14 protein-coding genes are annotated in these 17,282 nt (G+C 60.1%); 5 read left to right on the top strand and 9 right to left on the bottom strand.

From position 1 onward, the window contains the following. Position 1: 1 nt before the first annotated feature. The 8 genes from CLV74_RS11120 to CLV74_RS11085 all read right to left on the bottom strand — a co-directional run bounded on the left by CLV74_RS11120 (position 2) and on the right by CLV74_RS11085 (position 12,023). The gene (locus CLV74_RS11120) at positions 2 to 1,153 is read right to left on the bottom strand and encodes a glycosyltransferase family 2 protein (RefSeq protein ID WP_106264640.1); all 1,152 of its coding nucleotides are present in this window, start codon (positions 1,151 to 1,153) and stop codon (positions 2 to 4) included. Next, positions 1,154 to 2,365: a glycosyltransferase family 4 protein gene (locus tag CLV74_RS11115; protein WP_106264638.1), complete on the bottom strand. Its 1,212-nt coding sequence runs from the start codon at positions 2,363 to 2,365 to the stop codon at positions 1,154 to 1,156. Continuing rightward, positions 2,362 to 3,822 (bottom strand): O-antigen ligase family protein, encoded by a 1,461-nt coding sequence (locus tag CLV74_RS11110; RefSeq protein ID WP_106264635.1) that lies wholly within the window; start codon positions 3,820 to 3,822, stop codon positions 2,362 to 2,364. The genes CLV74_RS11115 and CLV74_RS11110 overlap by 4 nt, the downstream gene beginning before the upstream one ends. After that, complete coding sequence (locus tag CLV74_RS11105) at positions 3,747 to 4,946, bottom strand: polysaccharide deacetylase family protein (protein WP_146134939.1); 1,200 nt, start codon at positions 4,944 to 4,946, stop codon at positions 3,747 to 3,749. Before CLV74_RS11105 ends, CLV74_RS11110 begins: the two co-directional genes overlap by 76 nt. Positions 4,947 to 4,949: 3 nt before the next feature. Further along, on the bottom strand, positions 4,950 to 6,611 hold the full coding sequence (locus CLV74_RS11100; protein WP_106264630.1) for a GumC family protein: 1,662 nt from the start codon (positions 6,609 to 6,611) through the stop codon (positions 4,950 to 4,952). A gap of 35 nt (positions 6,612 to 6,646) precedes the next feature. Beyond that, complete coding sequence (locus CLV74_RS11095) at positions 6,647 to 7,978, bottom strand: hypothetical protein (protein WP_106264627.1); 1,332 nt, start codon at positions 7,976 to 7,978, stop codon at positions 6,647 to 6,649. Then, positions 7,978 to 9,405 (bottom strand): MATE family efflux transporter, encoded by a 1,428-nt coding sequence (locus tag CLV74_RS11090; protein ID WP_106264624.1) that lies wholly within the window; start codon positions 9,403 to 9,405, stop codon positions 7,978 to 7,980. The genes CLV74_RS11095 and CLV74_RS11090 overlap by 1 nt, the downstream gene beginning before the upstream one ends. Positions 9,406 to 9,569: 164 nt before the next feature. Then, on the bottom strand, positions 9,570 to 12,023 hold the full coding sequence (locus CLV74_RS11085) for a heavy metal translocating P-type ATPase (protein ID WP_106264621.1): 2,454 nt from the start codon (positions 12,021 to 12,023) through the stop codon (positions 9,570 to 9,572). A 160-nt stretch (positions 12,024 to 12,183) separates the two neighbouring features. On the opposite strand from CLV74_RS11085, the gene CLV74_RS11080 reads away from it, so the two are divergent. The 3 genes from CLV74_RS11080 (at position 12,184) to CLV74_RS11070 (ending at position 15,422) form a co-directional block, all read left to right on the top strand. Further along, on the top strand, positions 12,184 to 12,378 hold the full coding sequence (locus CLV74_RS11080; RefSeq protein ID WP_106264619.1) for a heavy-metal-associated domain-containing protein: 195 nt from the start codon (positions 12,184 to 12,186) through the stop codon (positions 12,376 to 12,378). Positions 12,379 to 12,587: 209 nt separating this feature from the next. Beyond that, positions 12,588 to 14,375, top strand: coding sequence for a flagellin N-terminal helical domain-containing protein (locus CLV74_RS11075; RefSeq protein WP_106264616.1), 1,788 nt, complete (start codon positions 12,588 to 12,590; stop codon positions 14,373 to 14,375). A 147-nt stretch (positions 14,376 to 14,522) separates the two neighbouring features. Next, a complete protein-coding gene (locus tag CLV74_RS11070; RefSeq protein WP_106264613.1) occupies positions 14,523 to 15,422 on the top strand; it encodes a dihydrodipicolinate synthase family protein in 900 nt (299 codons plus the stop codon). A gap of 15 nt (positions 15,423 to 15,437) precedes the next feature. On the opposite strand, the gene CLV74_RS11065 is transcribed toward CLV74_RS11070, so the two are convergent. Next, positions 15,438 to 15,671, bottom strand: a complete 234-nt coding sequence (locus CLV74_RS11065; protein ID WP_106264610.1) for a hypothetical protein — start codon at positions 15,669 to 15,671, stop codon at positions 15,438 to 15,440. 557 nt (positions 15,672 to 16,228) lie between these two features. Between CLV74_RS11065 and CLV74_RS22825 the strand changes: the two genes are divergently transcribed. Next, entirely contained in the window at positions 16,229 to 16,378 is a 150-nt protein-coding gene (locus CLV74_RS22825) for a hypothetical protein (protein ID WP_170108028.1), read from the top strand. 221 nt (positions 16,379 to 16,599) lie between these two features. Continuing rightward, positions 16,600 to 17,280, top strand: coding sequence for a phosphatidylserine decarboxylase (locus CLV74_RS11060; protein WP_106264608.1), 681 nt, complete (start codon positions 16,600 to 16,602; stop codon positions 17,278 to 17,280). Positions 17,281 to 17,282: the final 2 nt, after the last annotated feature.

Here is a 17,282-nt window from a genome sequence, read left to right as displayed (position 1 = left end):
CTTAGCTCTCCCGTACCGGCGTCCAGACCGAGCTTTCCTGCCCGCGCCAATATTGCACCAGCCCCAGCAGCATGGCCAGATTTCCCATGACAAAGAACATCCCCTTGCCCACCAAAGGCAGCCTGCGCACCCAAGGGGTGAACCACGCCATAGCCGTCAACACGTAGCCCGCCACCTGCGCCGCGAAAAGACCCTGATAGAACAGGCCCGCATCCAGCAAAAAGGCGTTTGAGACGAACAGCGCGATCAAGGCAAAGGGTGCCATGCGCCGCAGGAACTTGTGGGAAAACAGCTGCCAGCCATAAAGCCCCGTCCGCAAGGGGTTCATCAGATGCCGATAGTGCATCAAGGCCCGCCAGCCCATCTCGGTCGAGCGGATGCGGCGGCCCATCTCTTTGCCCGCTTTTTCAGTGACAGCTTCGCGCGTGGTGGCTTGGGGCTCGAACGCCAGCAGAAAGCCCGCAGCGACCGCAGCGACCGAGATGAAAAAGTCATCTGCCGCGCCGGGCGGCACATCGGGCACCAGCTTGCGCCGCATGGCATAGATCGACCCCTGAGCCGAGACCACGCCGCCAAGTTGCCCCTCGGCCGCCTTCAAAGCCTGATCATAGCGCCAGAAGAACCCTTCGGCTTTGCCGATCTGACCGGTACCTTTGCCGCCAACACTGATCTGGCCGCAGACCCCGCCCACTTGGGCATCCCCGAAATGGCGCATCAGCGCCTTCAACGTTTTCGGGGCCAGCATCGCATTGGCATCGGAAAAGACCACAATGTCCCCGTCCAGTTGCGGCATGACCATGTTCATCGCTGCCAGTTTGCCCAAACGGCCCGGTGTCTCGATCACCCGCACCTGTGGATGTTTCGCGGCCAAGGCCTGCGCGAGAGCCACCGTCTTGTCACTGGACCCGTCCGAGACGACCCAGACCCGCACAGAATGCAGGTGGGGATTTTCAAGCGCCAATGTGTTCCGGATTTTGTCTGCGATACAGGCGGCTTCATTATGGGCGGGAATCAGGAAATCCACCGTCAGCCCCTTGACCGGCGCACACACAGATTTGCGCGGCATCACCATTGCCAACACCATCAGCAACAGACCGTAGCCGATGATCACATAGAACAGCAGGGCAACCGCGCCCCAGAACACAAAAGTCACTTACTTACTCTCCCTGATCAGCTCCAGCAGGGCGTTGGCATTCTTCCCGATGTTATAGTCTGCCAGCACACGGGCCTGTCCGGCCCGTGCCAGCCCTAGCGCGCTGGGGTATTCCTCCATCACGCGCCCGATCGCAGTGGACAGGGCCTGCACCTCGCCCGGGGCAACCAGATAGCCGGTCACACCAGCCTGCACCAACTCTGGGATTCCCGACAAACGCGAGGCGATCACCGGCCGCCCGTGGGCCATCGCCTCCATCAACACAACCGGTATCCCTTCCGAGCGCCCCTCTGCCCCTTCAATTGAGGGCACGATCACCAGATGGGCCTGCGCCATCGCCGCGTGAACCACATCCGAAGGCTGCGCACCATCAAAGGTGACACGCCCCTCGGGCAGGGTCTTCGCCAGATCGCGCAAGGCCGCTTCCTGCGAGCCGCCGCCAATGATCCGCAACCGCCAGTTCGTATCCTTGGGCAACCACGCCAGCGCCTTTAGCAGAACGTCCACGCCCTTGCGCGGCAGCAGCGCGCCCACGAACAGCAGTTGGAACGGCTGGCCATCTACGGGTGCTTCAGGCGCGGGCGCCTCGGCCAAACCAGGGGCCACACCGCAACGGATGACCGAGATCTTGTCCATCGGCACATGGGCCTTCTCCACCAGAAAGCGGCGGTTAAAATCCGAGATCGTCCGCACAAAGACCGCATCGCGGGCCTTCTGTGACAGCAGGCTTTGGGTGATAAAGATATCATGGGCATGGGCCGAAAAGCCGAATGGAATGCCCGTCATCCGAGACGCGATCCATGCCACGGTCGCGGGATAGCCCGCAAACTCGGCATAGAAGAAATCAACGCCGTCCTCTTTTGCCTTCTGGGCCAACGCCAGCGCCTGCGGCACCAGCATCATCGAGACAGCCAGATGCCGAGGCTGGGACCAGAACGCTTTGACGATATGCCGAACCACCCGCGCCACGCCCATAGGGCGACGCAAAGCACGGCGCACCGCCAGCCCGAACGTCTGCGGGGTGAAATAGCCGAAATGCATGGCATCCTCGACGACCTCACGGGCATCGGGATGCACGATCTCATGGCTGCGGAAGGGCTTGATGTGAAACACCCGCGCCGCGTGACCTGCGGCGCGGAACTGCTGGACATTGGCAAGGGCGAAGGTCTCGGTGACTTTTGGGAAATCACTGACAATACAGCAGATCTTCATGCCACGTCCTTCTTGTTAATCCGCGGCAGCGCGGCCCCGAGGCCAAGCATGATCCATGTATATTTATTGTACTCATTCGGCACGAAAACACTCACTAGCATATAGGCCAGAAGGGCGTAGAAATAAGCCGTCGCGAGCACGCCGATACGTGCATCGACAGGTGCCCGCATGGCACGAAAGGCCCCTCTGAAGGCGGAAAATACCATTCCATAAAAGAACGTTGCCCCGATCAGACCATATTCCACCATGATAGACAGGTGCATATTATGCAATTGCCTACCGTACATGGTTCTTCCGGGCAAATAGCGATATCCGCTGTCTACAAAATGCGCTTTGAAATTCCCAGGCCCCACGCCGAACAAGGGATGCTTGGTCAAAAGGTCTACGCCGATCACATTGTAGGTCATGCGCCGGCCAAGGGTCCAATCGCCCCCTCCACCGCCGAAAATCGACGCGATCCTGTCAAAATAACTGGCAGGCACGAATGGTAACATCACAACTCCGATCAGCGATCCGATCACCATGGCCGGAATAATCAAACGGTGGTGTCGGTACCTGTAGAACAGAAACAGAGCCGTAATCGAATAGACCAAAAAGGACGAGCGCGCGAAGCTAAACACCAGCGCCAGCGTTCCGATACCCGCCGCAGCAAGGTAAAAGCGTTTGTGGGTTTCTTGCTCGACCAGCATGACCAGCGCGATGATCACCCCCGTCAGCATCATGGTGGCCGCCGTTGTGGGGTTGTATTGAGACCCGCCCGAAGACCGCTCGAACCCTTCAGCGGTACGCGCCGTGGTCGCCGCATCCGAGGTCGAGACCAGCGTCAGTCCCAGTTTGACATCAAGGATCAGGATCACCCCCGAGATCAGCGAGGTCGCGGCAAGGATCATCAGTGCCTTTTCAAACCGCTCACGCGTCGTGACCAGAAAAATCAGCAAATACATAAAGATGATCATGCTGAAGAGGCGGCGCATACTGTTCATCGCCATATATTTGGCATCCGCCCCAAGGGCACTAACCCCCATCGATACGCCAAACAACAGCCCCATCACAGCAATGGGCTGGCTAAGGCCGTCTTTGACCATACCTCGGTTCTGGAACGCGGTGACGATCACGCCAAAGGTCGCCCCCGCCGCCATCAGCTTGAACCCGCCAACGGGGGACGGCGCAAATATCTTGTCCTGCACCCCGTCCAGCTGCGCAAAGAAAAGCAGGCAGCAGACTGCAAAAAACGGGTTCATGGCAAAGATCAAGCCGATCACCGCCACGATCGGCAGGGCAATGGCCAGTTCGGGATGGTTGAGGGTGGCAAAGGCCATGACCATCATCGCCCCATAAAGGCCCGCGCCTGCACCAAGGCCAACCTGCCACCAGGACGCCTTCACGCGCCCGGCCCCTTGGGCACCGGCAGGTGCCGCGCCCGTCGTCTGGTTGCCAGCAGCGCCACCGGCATCCACCAATAGTTTCCTGCGGCGACGCCTAGTCTGGCCCGAAAGACCAGCGCCTCGACCCAAATCGGTGCGGGACCGGCAGAGAAATCGTTGATGTGAACACGGGACTGGGTGGTCGGGTCTTCATCAACTCGGTTTTCGCCGCGCCCGCCCGTGAAGAGGGCAAACCCCGCCTCTTCGGCCAAGGAACGGGCCGCAGGCGTCACTCGGTCATAGGGCCAGCACAGGAAATCCACGGGCCGCTTCAGTACATGCTCCAGCCCATTGCGGGCGCGTTTCAAGTGGGCCAGCACGCGCGCGTGATATCGGGCAGCGGTCTCTTCCGATCCCTTAACCAAGGCCCGTCCCGTCAGGGCCGAGTCACTTGCCGGAATGTCCTGCCCCACCAGTGCGGGCGACAAGGTTTCGCGGAACCAATGGGATTTGTTGTGATAGGTTCCCGCCCAAAGCAGCGCCGCATGGGCCTGCCAGTCTTCGACCTGCCATTTGCCCACAGCGGGACCGTTGACGGGAACGCGGCCATGGTTGGCCCCGTGGCTGGCGATTTCAAACAGAGGGTTGGCATCGACGGCGCGCAGCTCGTCGCGGTTCATATAGCCCTCCCAAACCGCGCCGCTTTCCCACAGGTTGGGCCGCAAGCCACTGGATGGATCGATGAAATCGGTCGAGGCGAAAATGACCGCCGGAAACCCCGCCTTTTCCAACAGCGGCACCGCCGCAACCCAGTTATCCAGATAGCCATCATCGAATTGCAGCGCCACGGTGCGGGGCGGCAAAGGCACCCCCATACGGCGGGCGTGGGCAATCTCGCGGCTGTGCATCACATTCCAGCCGCCTTTTTCCAACACGCGCAGGTGACGGCGAAAGACCTCGATCCTTACGCTGGTGTTGCGCGACCAAGGCAGCCAGCCCGCATTGTCGGACACACTGTGATAGACCAGCACCGGCACCGCGCCGCGCTGACGCAAGAACCAGTCGGCCACCATCACGCCCCCGACCAAAGCCGAGATCGCGGCAGGCCACAACAGCCCGTCCAGCAGCAACAGCCCAAAGGCCACCAGCACCGAGGCCACAACCGCCATCAGCGCCCGGACCAAAGCCTGCTTACGTATGCGTTGCCGGTCTTGCACGGGTTACTGGTTCCAGATCAGCATATAAGGCTGGCGAGGATGATCGGTGCCCACGGTCTGCATTTCACGGATTTCCAGCGCATCGACCTGCGCCGGTGGCACGCCCAGAATGATCGGCCCGTCAGGCAACTCGTCCCAATCCTTGACCGAGGCAACCGGCGCGATTGCGGTGATCACATAGGGGTTTTCATCGCGACGGCGGGGGTTCGAGTGTTCGACAGCCATCGCGACCACATCCCGCAGACGCTTGATCTCTTCGTAAGGCAGAAAGCCGGTGACAAAGATATGCTCTTTGGTCCAGCCGTCATCGGCACTCATCCGGCGACCAAACTGTTCGGCAAAGGCGCGGAATTCGCGGCTAAGTCCTGACAGGCGCCCCTTGCGCCAACGGGCCAGACCGGGCTGTTCCATCCCGCGGCGGGCCGAGGGCAGCGCGTGCCCCCCAAGCACCGATTGCAGGTCGGAATAAGTCCGCATCCGCATACCCACGACGTCGATCAGGATGATCGGCATCAGCACCACAAGCGCCCCGACGATCACCGCAACCACAGTATTCACAAGCACCTTCGGGAAGGACGGATAGACCGGCGGCACGGCGGGGTTGATCACCTGAACCTGGCTCAGGATCGTGGCCTCGCTCATTTCCATGTTCACAAGACGATCACGCAATTCGTCCAGATCCATCTGAAGCGCCCCGTAACGGGTTTCCAGACGGGACAGTTCACGCTCTTTCTCTGCCTGATCCGCCAGTTGGTTGTCGATCCGGCGCAGGGTGTCACGTCGCAGTTGCAGCCGGTCCTTGCGGTTCTTGATTTCTTCTTCCAGACGCGCCACGGGGGTCGAGCCCTCGCCGCCGCCCAATTGCTCTTTCAGCTTGGCCAGCTCGCTTTCGCGCAGGGCCAGTTCCAGCATATCTTCATCGATCGCGTTCTGGGTTTCCTGACGCGACAGCAGCAGAACGTCGGCCTCTTGCCACAGATCGTTGATCTTCAGCGCCTCGCGGACCCGTTCGCGTTCGGCCAACAAGTCCTCAATCTCGCCCTCACGCTCGGTCTTGAGGCGGCGCACCACATCGGCCAGATCGGTCGCGCCGGACGAAAACTCGGCCCGCGTCAGATTGATGTAGGCATTGGCATAGGCGTTGGCCATGCGGGCGGCCAGACCCGGAAATTCGCTTTTGGCCGTAAGGGTCAGGATGTACGAGCCTTCAACGAATTCAACCTCGATGCTTTCACGGACAAGGTTGATCAGCTGGTCCCGCTCATCGACCTGCTTGAAGGCCCCGTAGTTCAGCGTGGCATAGCTGCGCCAGAGAAAGCCCTTGATCGCATCGAACAGACCCGGCTCGGGCAGATCGTTTTGCCCGTCCGCCTGCGACAGCAGAATATCCAGCGTGCGTTCCGCCACGGGGCGGCTTAGCAGCACCTCGATATGGGTCTGGGTGATGATGGTCGCCGGATTGAACTGGCTGACGCCCATGAAGGTCCGGTTGAACGCTAGCTCTTCTTCCGAAGGCTGCATGTTCAGCGTGACCGTCGATTTGTAGACAGGCGAGGTTTTCAGCAACAGCGTGCTGGCCGTCCACGCAAGCGCGGCGGCACAAATCATGCTAACGATTATGGTCCGCTGATAAAGGCGGATCAGATCCCGGTAATGGTCCAGCACGGCTGCTCTCCTAGCTGGGTGTTGGGCTTTGCCCGTTATTTTTGTGTGAACGCAGTCTTGCCGAGCGGACCTGCAAAAACAAGCATTTCGTTAACACAACTTACACCATTCGTTGCCTCAACGACACGACTCAGGTCGGTTTTTGCAACGCAATGGGTCGTGGTGCCCACTGGCGCTCTACCCTCGCGGTAGATTTGCAGGTCTTGGCCTTGGGCATCGGTGATCTGCCAGCCGCCTTCGATCCGCTCGATCCGCTGCGCAAGGGGCAGGATGCGGGCCAGAAGCCGGTAGGCAAAGACCGCCGGTTTGGGCTGTCGCTGCATGTCATAAAGCGGCACGCGGGCATTGCCGACCGTGGTCCGCATCTCCTCGCCCAGACCGAACCACATGCAAACAGCGGCCCCTTGGGACAGAAGGTCCAGATTGCGGGTGATCGCCTGCATAAAGTGCCCCTCGGGCGTGTAGGTGTCACCGTAGTCCAGATTTGGGCCACCGCATTCGCTGGACATGACAGGCCGCCCAGACCATTCGCGCAGCAGAGCAAGACGCAGGTCGTCCCGCTCTTGCGGGCCATAAAGGTGGATGTCGGCCATGTCATAGTCGGCGTTCTGCAGCAGATACCGCACGCGCCCTTCGACCAAAGCGGTGATCTTGGGGGTACGTAGCCGTTCGGGGGGCATGACCAGCTCGCGCCCGTCTTCCATCTGCTGGCGCAAAGTCCAATCGGCGTGGCCCTGATTGACCAGCACCGCATCAGCCACAAATGCCGCAAGGCCACCCAGCACAAAGACTGCCGCAGGGTCCGCATGACGCACCGCCGCGCGGGCAGTGTTCACATATTCCAAAAGCTCGGCGTTGGTTCCGGCCCAACCACCGCTGGCATTGGTGTCGCTGGTGAACTCATTGGCGGCCTGATAGTGGCGGATCGGCGCGGCAAGCCCCTGCATATCGTCGATGCCATCGCCGTCGTAGCGTTCAACCACAGCGCTGACGAACTGCGCCCATTCAGCCTTATTCTGAGGGACAGCATTCTTGACCTTCTGCGTCTCAGGACGCGTAGCCCAGTCTGCATCGCTTTCAAACGTCACAAAGGGCGCAATGCCCCGCGCTTGCAGCCCTTGGACACGGCGATCCAGATCGACAAAATCCCACTGCCCCGCCGTTGGCTGAATGCGCCGCCAACTGGCGCTAATCCGCGCCCGCCCGATCCCTGCATCCACCAGATAATCATAAAGATCAGGCGTATTTCCGGGGAACGAGATTCCCAGCAAGGGCGAGACCGAGGGCGCGGGCTGTCTTAGGTCCAGCGCATGCGCGGGCAGCGCCGCAACACATGCCACCACCACCGCCACACAAAATCGCCACATCACAGCACCTCTTTCAGCAGACCAAAGACCTTGAAGCGGAACAACAACGCCAGGAACACCGCCGCGGCGGCCAAACCGCTAAGCGTGATCAGCAGCAAGGCGCCTTCCATCGTGCCATCGGGCAACCAGCCCGCGTTCCCGATCACCACATAGACCAGTGCCGCGACACCGACGCCGACACTCGCGGCCAGCGGTACACCCAACACACGCGAAGGCATGGCGGCTTTGCATGGCATCCATAGCACACCTGCCGAAGCAAGAGGGCCAAGCACCATCCCCAGACCGATTGCCTCGATCCCCACCACAGGAACCAGAACCACGCCGCAAATGATACGGACCACCACGTCTGCAAGCATCGCCAGCACCACAGGCATCGGACTATGCGCCTGTTCGGGGCAGGTCAGGCGATAGACCAGAAACACACGGGACAGCAGCGTCGCAAAGGGCGCCAAGAGCATTACCCAGTAAAGCGGCGTCATCTCGGCCATCGCATCAAAAGCGCCTAGCCCGATCAGATCGTGAATGACCGAAGGGGCAACCACCGCCAGCACCCCTTGCGGCAGGATCAGAATGCCACCAGCGACAATGATCACCGCCCATGTGTTGTCACGGGAACGCCTGTCAGGATTGGCAGCCCAGCGGGCAAAAAGCGGCATAATCAGCGCCAGCGCCAGTGTGTTGCCCAATAGCGCCGCCATGCGCTGGGACAGCTCAAGGATCGTGACACCACCTAGGCCCGTTCGGGCGGCAAAGGCAGTCTCAAGCCATAGCGCGACCTGACCGCCAAGCACCAGCACCAGCGCCGCAACCACATTCGGACGGGGGCCGTTGGTGGTGCTGGCTTGTTTCGGCAGGGGCCTGAGCAAGACCAGACCCAGCAGGGCCAGTGCGCTGCCGCCCACATAGGCCCATGTGGCGGGCAGCACCGGAGCCACGGCCAGACCGGCGAAGGCCAGCATGACACCGATCCGCGGAAACAGCCGCAACAGCGCGGGCAGCGCGAATTTCTGTTGCAGGTTCAGGCCAGAAGACAGAACCACCGCCACTAGGGCAAAAGGCAAAGACAGGCCAAAGATGCGGATCACATCCCGCGCAAGCATCTTGCCCTGCGACATGTCCGGCGCGATCACTTCAACAATGCAGGCCGCACCGCCCCAGAACAGCGCCGCCCCCAGCATACCCAAGAGCGCCGCCTGCGAGGCCAGACGGACCATCGCCTCTTTCCCCGGACGCATCGCCAGCATCGGGATAAAGACCAGCACCAGCACTTGGGTCATCAATTCCTGCAGGCCAGTAACCAGCCGCCGTCCCAGCAAAAAGGCATCGGCCTGTGCGCCCGCTCCCAGTTGGTGGCTGATCAGGACCGAGATCACAACAGCCAGTCCAAGCCCCAAAAGCTGCACTACGAATTGCCGCAAACCCGCCATCAAGCCCCCCGTTCACAAAGGGCGCGCATCACAGATGCGGGAGAGAAAACCAAGAACCGGGTCACCGAAAACTGCTCTTATGAAAGTGTAGTTAACCTTTCATGCGGCGTCTCGGGGCCGTCCGTCAACCGTTTTGGCCGGATTTTAACCAGACAGGAAAGGTGTTATTCGGCCTCTTGGACCGCCGGCTTAATGGTGCGCAAACGCAAGGCGTTAGTCAGGACGAAGACCGACGACAGCGCCATTGCGCCAGCCGCCAGAATGGGGGACAGCAGCACCCCCGCCACCGGATACAGCGCCCCTGCGGCCACCGGCACCAGCGCCGCGTTATAGCCAAAAGCCCAGAACAGGTTCTGCCGGATGTTGCGCAAGGTACGACGCGAGACCTCTACCGCGTTGACCACGCCGCCCAGGTCGCCGGACATCAGCACCACATCAGCGGACTCAATCGCCACATCAGTGCCGGTGCCAATCGCGATCCCCACATCGGCGAAGGCCAGAACAGGGGCGTCGTTGATACCGTCCCCGACAAAAGCCACCTTGCCACCGTCACGACGCAAATCGCTAAGAGCGGCAACTTTGCCGTCGGGCAGAACCTCGGCGATCACATCGGTGATGCCAAGGCTTCCGGCAATGGCTTTGGCTGTCTCGGCCTTATCGCCGGTGATCATCGCCACTTTGATGCCGCGCGCTTTCAAAGCGGCTATCGCTGCATGACTGGTGGGTTTGATCGGATCGGAAACGCCAATCACCGCGGCAGGAACACCGTCCACAGCTGCAAACAACGCCGTGTGCCCCATACGGGCTAGATCGGTCTCGGCTTTCGCAAGGCTGCCAACCTCTATCCCCTGACGGGCCATCAAACGACCATTGCCGATGACGACCGAGCGCCCCGCCACGTTGCCAACAACCCCGTGACCGGTGACCGAGTCAAACGCCCACACTTCGGGCAGCGACGCGTCGCCGTGGGCCGCGACAATTGCGGCAGCGACAGGGTGTTCGGACTTGGCCTCAAGCGCGGCGATCAGGGGCAGCACATCGCTGCGGGCAAAACCCTTGGCCAGAACCAATTCGGTCAGCGCAGGCTTACCCATGGTGACGGTGCCGGTCTTGTCCAATGCGATCACATCCACATCTGCAAGCGTCTGCAAGGCATCGCCCTTACGGAACAGAACGCCCATCTCAGCTGCCCGTCCCGTCCCCACCATGATCGAGGTCGGCGTGGCCAAACCCATCGCACAAGGACAGGCAATGATCAGGACCGAGACCCCCGCCACCAGTGCCAGTGTTACACCCGACGCGCCAACAAAAGCCAACCAAACCAGAACGGTCAAAGCGGCAATCGCCATAATCACCGGCACAAACCACAGTGTAATCCGGTCCACCAATCCTTGGATCGGCAGCTTGGCAGCCTGCGCCTCTTCGACCATACGAATGATCTGCGCCAGCGTGGTATCATTGCCCACCCGCTCGGCACGGAAAACCAAAGCGCCCGTGCCGTTGATCGTTCCGCCAGTCACCGGACTGCCAGCGCCTTTCTCAACAGGGATCGGCTCGCCCGAGATCATGCTCTCGTCCACATGGCTGGCGCCTTCGACGACTTCGCCATCCACGGCAATCTTCTCGCCGGGGCGGACCTGCACCAGATCGCCAACAACCAAGGCGTCAATGGGAATGGTCTCTAGGGTATCATTGCGCAGGACGCGCGCCTCGCGCACTTGCAAGCCAACCAGACGGCGGATCGCAGCACCTGTGCGCCCCTTGGCACGGGCTTCCATATAACGACCCAGAAGGATCAGAACCACGATGGTAGCTGCGGCCTCGAAATACACGGCCCGCACCTGATCGGGCAGCAGATGGGGCAGGAACAGCGCCACGACGGAATACAGATAGGCAGCCCCCGTACCCACGGCGACAAGGCTGTTCATATCGGGCGCACCTTTGACCAGCGCACGCAGACCTTTGACGTAGAACCTACGCCCCGGCCCCACCAAGACAGCGGTGACCAACACGAACTGGATCATCCAGCTGGTATAGTGGCCAATAGTCTGACCGATCAGCATATGCAGAGCGGGGATCATGTGCCCGCCCATCTCCATCACAAAGACAGGCAAGGTCAGCGCTGCTGCAATCCACGCCTGACGGGCCAGTTCTTTCGCCTCTTCTTCCTTACGGTCGGTCGGATCAACAGTGCCTCCCGCGATCTGCGCCGGATAGCCGGCCTCGGTCGCGGCGCGCACCAGTTCTTCAGGGCGCACGGCCCCTTCCAGATAAACCACGCGGGCGGTCTCATTCGCCAGATTGACAGAGACCTCCAAAACGCCGGGCACAGCCGCCAACGCCCGATCCACCCGCCCCACACATGAGGCACAGGACATCGAGGCCACCTCAAGCACCACATCACGGCGGCGGGCGGGATAGCCCAAAACCTCTAGCCGTGCGGCCACGTCAGGCAACATGGCACCGTCATCCAGATGCAAACGGGCGGTCTCATTCGCCAGATTGACCGAGACATCAGAGACCCCCGCCAACCCGTTTAGCATACGATCCACGCGCCCGACGCAAGACGCGCAGGACATACCATCGACAGCAAAAGAAAGGGAAACAGGCTGGGTCATCTGTCGCTCCAAAGTATCAGTCATGCAGATGTAGGCGTTCCAGTGGATAGAAGGTCAAGGCCGCAGACCCCCTTTTTCACAAAATTCGCACGGGCCTATTGACCTTCCAGCGACTGGAACGCCCATTTAGGCCGAAATTCCCACATACGGAGCGTTTCCCATGAAGTATTCTGTCCCCGATATGAGCTGCGGCCACTGCACAGCCGCCATCGAGAAATCTGTCAAATCCGCCGATCCAGCAGCAACGGTTGCCTGCGATCTGCCCTCCCGCACGGTCGAGATCACCAGCTCTCTTTCCACTGATGATCTGAACCGCGCGTTCCAGTCCGCAGGCTATGAGGCAACCGCCCTCTAAGCCGTCTTTTGCCCATGCCCCGCGCATTGACCGCTGCGGGGCATTCTGGCCCATATTTCCGCTGATCCGAGCCAAACACACACCTTTGCGACCAGCAAACCTACCCCACCGACACAAAAAACCTTCCGAAGATCGCTAAACAATTTGAAAATTTGGTCCGTTGCGAAAAGGGACGAACTCCGTCCAGTTCTGGCTAGCAAGGTAGACCAATGATCAATTCAGGCTCTGCAAATTCTGTTCTCATCTCGCTGAACGCGATCTCGGCGACCGATGCTGAGAAACGCACGAACATTGAAAACCTTGCGACCGCCCAACGGATCAACAAAGCCGGAGATGACGCTGCCGGTCTGTCCAGCGCCGCCAAGTTGCGCGGCGAGATGACGGCAATCGCCCAAGGTATCCGCAACATTGGCGATTTCGGCGGCTTTCTGGGCACGGCAGACAAGCTGCACGCAGGCGCGGTGGACATCTTGCAGAATCTGCGCACCCTGACCGTACAAGCGGCCAGTGGCACCAACAGCACCACCGAACGCGCCAGCCTGAACGTCGCCGCTCAAAGCCTGCTGGGGGATTATCGCGACCTGACCGCAAACGGCAATCTGGCCGCCCAGTTCCTTCTGGACGGCTCGTTCCAGAACAAACAGCTACAGATCGGCGGCGGCGACAACAGTGCGCTGACGGTTAGCATTGACTCGATCAACATGGATGCAGTGGGGCGCTACCGGAACGCCACCGAAAGCACCCTAACCACCAGCGCGTCAACCGGGCCGGTTCAAGGCTCAATCACCGCGAACGAAGTTTTCACCGTCACCAGCCACGGCATCGCCGCACAGGTGGTGACACAGGCGGGCATGTCCGCCAAACAGATGCTCACCGCCATCAGATCAGCGTCAGGCGGTGCCCTCGCCGCCTCGGGCGTTCAAGCCCATGCGTCCACCAACGTGCAACTGTCTGCCCTCAATACAGGGTCATTCTCGCTCAGCATCAACGGCAAAAGCCTTGGTAGCGCCGCCATCGGGGACACCAGCAACCTCACGGGCATCGCGGAATGGATCAATAAGCACTCTGCCAGCACAGGCGTCATTGCCAAACTGGGCGAGGACAGAAGCACTGTGAACCTGCTGGACACAGACGGCGACAACATTCAGATCTCGAACTTCGCCTCTTCCAATGGGGCACGCATCGGCCTGCAAGCGATCGAGAACGGCTATGATGGCGCTGGCGGGATCAACGGTGTCCACTTCGCCGTCCTGCAAACCGCCAGTTCCAGCACCACATCCGATCAGGTGAACCTTTCTGGCTTCACCACAGGCACCAGCGTCGACATGCTGATCAACGGCGTCCAAGTGCGCAGCGCCATCGCTGACTCCAGTGATCTCACCCAATTGCGCGACAGCATCAATGCAGCCTCGGACACAACCGGCGTGCAGGCTGTCTTTGGCGGCTCGAACGCCACGCTCCAGCTCACCAACGCTTTTGCAGGCACAGTTAAAATCACCAACTCATCAGGCAATTTCAACGTCACAAACGCCAGCACCTCGATCGCCCTCGCCGAAACCCGCGCCGCCACAATCACCGGCCAGGTGGTGTTCGAAAGCCACCGCGATATCAATCTGCTGCAAACCGGCACCACCACCCCCGGAGCCGCATTCCTAGAAACCAACGCCCAGCGCGCCCGTTTCGAGAGCTTTTCCGAAATGGACCTCACCACCTACCGCGGCGCAGAAAAGGCGCTCTCCCTCATCGACCATAGCCTCAGCCGCGTGATCGAAGGTCAAGGGCGCCTCGGCGCAACGCAGAACACACTCGACAGCCTCTCGCGCGGGCTCGGGCGCCTTCATGGCAACCTGCAAAGCAGCCACTCCTACATTATGGATGCCGATATGGCGAAAGAAGTCGCCTCATTTGCTCAAAGCCGCATCCTCTCGGACGCCGCCCAAGCCATGCTCCAGCAGGGCATCAAGGCCCAATCCAGCTTCCTCAGCCTCCTGCGCTAAGCGCTTTCATCTTGGCGTAAATACCTCGGGGGAGGCCGCAGGCCGGGGGCAGAGCCCCCTATGCTCTCCAAAACTTGTATGATGGCTTCCAAATATTTGCCCGACAGGATAAATCTTCCAAGGACCTATACCGCCGCGGAGGACTTTATGCCCCTGACTCTCAGCCAAGCCCTTACGGGCATTTCCGGCATTCTTGTCACGCCTTTTGACCAGAACGATACAATTGCCCCGAGCCGCCTCGCGCCAATCGTTGACCGCGCATTGGGCGCAGGGCTGCACATGCCTGTCGTGAACGGCAACACGGGCGAGTTCTACGCACTCACCACCGATGAGGCCTGCACAATGGTCCGCGAAGTGACCGCGCTGGTGGATGGCCGTGCGCCGGTACTGGCAGGCGTGGGCCGTGGCATTCGCGATGCACAGCAACTGGCCAAAGCCTCGGCAGAGGCAGGGGCCAGCGCTCTAATGATCCACCAGCCGCCGGACCCCTTCGTCGCGCCGCGCGGGGTTGTCGACTACCTCAACGCGATCAACGATGCCTCCGGCGGTCTGCCGATGATGCTTTACCTGCGCAATGACACCATCGGAACCGCAGCAATCGCCGATCTCTGCGCCGTGCCGAATGTGCGCGGGGTCAAATGGGCCACCCCCAACCCCATGAAACTGGCCGCTGCAAAAGCTGCATGCGATCCGGACATTGTCTGGGTCGGTGGCCTTGCCGAAGTTTGGGCCCCTAGTTTCTACGCGGTCGGTGCACGGGGCTTTACCTCTGGCCTGATCAACGTCTGGCCCGAACACTCTGTCGCGATTCATAAAGCACTAGAGGCAGGGGACTTCACAGGCGCCAATCGCCTTATTGCGGACATGGCCCCGTTCGAGGCCATCCGCGCCGAAGAACACAACGGGACCAATGTGACAGGGGTGAAAGCCGCCCTTCAAGCAATCGGCGTAGACTGCGGGCCAACTCGCGCCCCGTCAGCATGGCCCCTGACCGCTCGGCAGTCAGGTGATATGCAGGAATTCCTGAAATCAAATGGCCTTATCTAAGGCCACCATCCGCACTTAATAGGCGCGCTGGTGCACGCGGGTTTTCGCAGGCGGCGTCCCATAGCCGGACGTTGTCTGCGAATTTGCGCCTCCTAGGCCAAAGCATGCGCGCTCTTCCGATGACAACTGGTTCAAGGCGAGAAGCAGGCGCAGTCTCTTTTCTTTGCCTCTTACGCCTCTCAGGCTACCGATCATGCGATCGCAGAAGAATTGCCATTCGTCATCAGAGTTAAGTAGTTTGTTAATCATCTGAAAACTCCCCTTCTTATCGCTTACGAACGACAGATGGACAAAGTTTTCAAACCCCCCTGAAGATATTAGATATTAACGCTCTTAAGATTTTAACCCGTCCGTTAGAAACAAGCCCCAGCCACAAGACAAACATCTACGAGGTATCTTTAAGCCGCTAAAAAGGCTTCAAAGCGCTTCGAAGGTCATTAACTGCCTATTGAGGCGACGTAGATGGCCCCTCAATTAAAGCAAAATCATAGACTTATTCAGCCCAAAACCTCCTACTCGAACGTATGTGTTCGGCCAGATACGGGTGAAAAGGCGGAACGATGACGGATTTTATCCTTTGCATAACGTCGCGTTGCCCGCCCCTCGTTGCACAAAAATCAGGCAAACGCGGCCCGCGCAGGCAGCAAGAAACCGAATCCCGCGCTGCCGTCTAAAAGCAAAGTGTCCGCCACAGATTTCCCATGCTGCATAGCGGCATTGCGAAACCGTCTGTGGTCGCCCCTGCCTTGGCGCAGTACCTCTGAGGGCAACAGATTAAGACTCACGTCAAAAGAGAAAGATCCGCCATGGCCACTGCAACCACCTTCGCCGCCCCCTACAGCATTCATGCTGGCGCAAAGCTGCGCAGCGTTCTGAAGTCCATCGGCACCTTTCTGATCGCCTACGGCGAGCTGCGCGCGGCCCGCGCCATGCAGAACGAAGGCATCCGCTTCTAAGCGCAAAAATACCCTGACTAACAGAAAACCACGCCTCGCGGCGTGGTTTTTGCATTTTTGCATCCGTGTTCCTGCGGGTGGATTTCCTGTTTCACAACAGAACTTACGCGCCTATGGCTTGCCTCAGCGGTCACAAGTGACCAACATCGCGTAACGGCGAACTTTCAAACCGCGTCCGCTTCGTCTAGATACGCCGAAAATAACACCTAAGGGGCCAATCCATGTCCGTCTCGATGCTTTCGACATTTGTCAAACCCATGCACCCGGAAGGGCGCAAGTTTGTCGCCATCGCAGCAGGCATTACCGTTGTGCTGTTTTTGATCTGTGAATATCTGGGCTGGATCGGCGTCGGTCTGACCATCTGGGTCTACTACTTTTTCCGCGACCCCGAACGTGTGACCCCCGATCAGGCCGATGTCATGATCTCGCCCGCCGATGGTCTGGTCTCGCTGCTGGAACCGGCTGTGCCCCCCGCAGAGCTGGGTCTTGGCCATCAGCCGATGACCCGCGTGTCGGTCTTCATGTCGGTCTTTAATTGCCACGTAAACCGCCTGCCCACCGCTGGTACGATCACCAAAGTGGCCTATCGCCCCGGCAAGTTCCTGAACGCCTCGCTGGACAAAGCGTCCGAGGATAACGAGCGCAACGGTCTGGCCGTGCAGCTGGAAGATGGCCGCCAGTATGGCGTTGTCCAGATCGCCGGTCTGGTCGCCCGCCGCATCCTGTGCTGGTCGAAAGAAGGCGAGCAACTGCAGCGCGGTGAACGCTTTGGCCTGATCCGCTTTGGCTCGCGTCTGGACATCTATCTGCCCGAAGGCGCAGAGCCGACCGTCAAGATCGGCCAGACCATGATCGCGGGCGAGACCGTGATTGCGGACCTCAACCCTTCGCGCAACGGCTAAGG

The sequence above is a fragment of the Donghicola tyrosinivorans genome, assembly GCF_003003355.1.
Taxonomy (GTDB): domain Bacteria; phylum Pseudomonadota; class Alphaproteobacteria; order Rhodobacterales; family Rhodobacteraceae; genus Donghicola; species Donghicola tyrosinivorans.
This window is presented reverse-complemented; position numbering and strand designations above follow the sequence as displayed.

Excerpts from the sequence above, each read along its gene's own strand:
- CLV74_RS11115 (WP_106264638.1), bottom strand. The coding sequence starts at position 2,365 with ATGAAGATCTGCTGTATTGTCAGTGATTTCCCAAAAGTCACCGAGACC.
- CLV74_RS11095 (WP_106264627.1), bottom strand. The coding sequence starts at position 7,978 with ATGTGGCGATTTTGTGTGGCGGTGGTGGTGGCATGTGTTGCGGCGCTG.
- CLV74_RS11090 (WP_106264624.1), bottom strand. The coding sequence starts at position 9,405 with ATGGCGGGTTTGCGGCAATTCGTAGTGCAGCTTTTGGGGCTTGGACTG.
- CLV74_RS11085 (WP_106264621.1), bottom strand. The coding sequence starts at position 12,023 with ATGACCCAGCCTGTTTCCCTTTCTTTTGCTGTCGATGGTATGTCCTGC.
- CLV74_RS11080 (WP_106264619.1), top strand. The coding sequence starts at position 12,184 with ATGAAGTATTCTGTCCCCGATATGAGCTGCGGCCACTGCACAGCCGCC.
- CLV74_RS11075 (WP_106264616.1), top strand. The coding sequence starts at position 12,588 with ATGATCAATTCAGGCTCTGCAAATTCTGTTCTCATCTCGCTGAACGCG.
- CLV74_RS11070 (WP_106264613.1), top strand. The coding sequence starts at position 14,523 with ATGCCCCTGACTCTCAGCCAAGCCCTTACGGGCATTTCCGGCATTCTT.
- CLV74_RS11065 (WP_106264610.1), bottom strand. The coding sequence starts at position 15,671 with ATGATTAACAAACTACTTAACTCTGATGACGAATGGCAATTCTTCTGC.
- CLV74_RS22825 (WP_170108028.1), top strand. The coding sequence starts at position 16,229 with ATGGCCACTGCAACCACCTTCGCCGCCCCCTACAGCATTCATGCTGGC.
- CLV74_RS11060 (WP_106264608.1), top strand. The coding sequence starts at position 16,600 with ATGTCCGTCTCGATGCTTTCGACATTTGTCAAACCCATGCACCCGGAA.